This is a genomic window from Paenarthrobacter sp. NPDC057981 (genome assembly GCF_042886835.1).
Classification (GTDB): Bacteria; Actinomycetota; Actinomycetes; order Actinomycetales; family Micrococcaceae; genus Arthrobacter.
Genome location: NZ_JBHVQI010000051.1, coordinates 1 through 1,894, shown reverse-complemented (window position 1 = coordinate 1,894; position 1,894 = coordinate 1). Strand labels below are relative to the sequence as shown.

The 1,894-nt window shown below is 63.5% G+C and carries 2 protein-coding genes; both read right to left on the bottom strand.

Going from position 1 to position 1,894, the window contains the following annotated elements; all coding sequences use genetic code 11:
- Positions 1-133 precede the first annotated feature (133 nt).
- Complete coding sequence (locus tag ACFVSI_RS22050) at positions 134-910, bottom strand: fumarylacetoacetate hydrolase family protein (protein ID WP_387828608.1); 777 nt, start codon at positions 908-910, stop codon at positions 134-136.
- A gap of 23 nt (positions 911-933) precedes the next feature.
- Positions 934-1,755 carry an MBL fold metallo-hydrolase gene (locus ACFVSI_RS22045; RefSeq protein ID WP_387828605.1) on the bottom strand — a complete coding sequence of 274 codons (822 nt, stop codon included), beginning with the start codon at positions 1,753-1,755 and terminating at the stop codon, positions 934-936.
- Positions 1,756-1,894: the final 139 nt, after the last annotated feature.

The window sequence follows — 1,894 nt, the reverse complement described above, 5'->3', positions numbered from 1 at the left end:
AAAACGCTCGACTGGGATACCCCAGCCGAGCGCCTGCGTGATCTACTAATGACCACCTAACACCAACAGTGTTGCAACGACCGGTAGAAACTGCCAAGGTGACTGCCGCCGTCGTGCTTTGGCCGTGTCCCGCCTAGCGGCGGACGACAGGGTTGGACAGGCGTCCGATGCCTTCGATCTCGACCTCGAAGCGGTCGCCTTCGCTGACAAGGCCGACGCCGGCCGGGGTTCCGGTCATGATGACGTCCCCGGGAAGCAGGGTGAATGCGTGCGAGACGATCGACACGAGCTCGCGGACGCCGCGGATCATCTGGTTGGTGCTGCCGTCCTGGCGGATCTCGCCGTTCAGCCGGCCCTGGATGGAGAGGTCCTCGTGGTCAAGCTCTGTTTCAATCCAAGGCCCAAGCGGTGCCGAGGTGTCGAAGCCCTTGGCGCGCGCCCATTGGAGGTCCGTCTTCTGCACGTCGCGGGCCGTGAGGTCGTTGCCGCAGGTATAGCCGAAGATGACGTCGTCCACGCGATCTTCCGGAACGTCCTTGCAAATGCGGCCGATCACGACGCAGAGCTCAGCCTCGAAGGAGACTTCCTCCGAAAACTCGGGAAGGATGATGGGATCGTTCGGACCGATCACCGAGGTGTTCGGCTTGAGGAAAAGCAACGGCTGCTGGGGTACTTCATTGCCGAGTTCCGCAGCGTGGTCAGCGAAGTTGCGGCCAACACCAATGACCTTGCTGCGCGGAATGATCGGGGCCAGGAGCCGAACGTCTTCCAGCTTGTGCTTCACGTGGGTACGTTCAACGCCGTTGAAGAAAGGGTCGCCGTTGATGACAGTGATTTCCTCACTGCCGGGCTCGCCTTCGACAACGCCGTAAAGGGGATCAGAATCAACTACAAACCGGGCGATACGCATGGGCTCAAGCCTACAGTCACCGCTTAGCTTCGAAGGTAATCCAGCTGCGCCGCCACCGACGTTTCCGCCGCCCAGCGGACGGAAGGATCGACGTCGGCGTACACCACGTCCGTCACTTGGCCGACCGTCGCATCAGTGCCAACCTGCTCGAGGGCTGCCCTGATCTGCCCCAGTCGCTGTTGGCGATGATCGCGGTACTCACGGCACTTCTTATCGAGGGCAGGCAGGACCGGACCGTGGGCCGGGAGCAGGATTGCCGGGCCCAGCGCCTCCAGGCGGTCCAGGCTGCTTAGGTACTCCCCCAACCGGCCATCCGGATAGTCCAGCACCGTGGTGCCCCGGCCGAGAATGGTGTCGCCGGTGAGGACCGATCCCTGGGGTCCGTCGTCCGGCAGGTGGAAACACAGCGAATCCGAGGTGTGTCCCGGGGTTGCCAGGACACGGATTTCAACGCCGCCAACGTTCAGGACCTCGCCGTCCCTGAGCTTTTCACCGCCGTGGCAATGCTCGTCCAAGGCTGCCCGGACGGGTGCGCCCGTGAGTTCGTGGAAGCGTGCAGATGCTTCGGTGTGGTCGGCATGACGGTGGGTGATGAGGACGACGTCGACTACGCCGGCCGCTGCCAATTCGGCCAAGTGCTGCTCGTCGCTGGGGCCCGGGTCCACAACGGCCACATGGCCGGAACCCGGCACACCGATCACGTAGGAGTTGGTTCCGTCGAGGCTCATCGGACCGGGGTTTGGAGCGAGCCGGAAGCGCGTCAGTTCGCTGCTGCGATGCAGGGAAGAGGTGCCGTCGGTTGAGGACGGGCCATCCGGAGTCGCCGTTGGTTCAGAAGTCACCATCCCATCTTGGCACTACTTCCAACCCTCCATCACATCCCCACCCCTTCACCCCAACCCTCCATCACATCCCTGCCCTTAGGCCCGCAAAGCGGGCGGGACGTGAGCGAGCGTCTGGAACGCACGACGGCGGCCGGTCACC

Bases quoted from the DNA above. Each gene is read 5' to 3' on its own strand.
- ACFVSI_RS22050 (WP_387828608.1), bottom strand. From the start codon at position 910: ATGCGTATCGCCCGGTTTGTAGTTGATTCTGATCCCCTTTACGGCGTT.
- ACFVSI_RS22045 (WP_387828605.1), bottom strand. From the start codon at position 1,755: ATGGTGACTTCTGAACCAACGGCGACTCCGGATGGCCCGTCCTCAACC.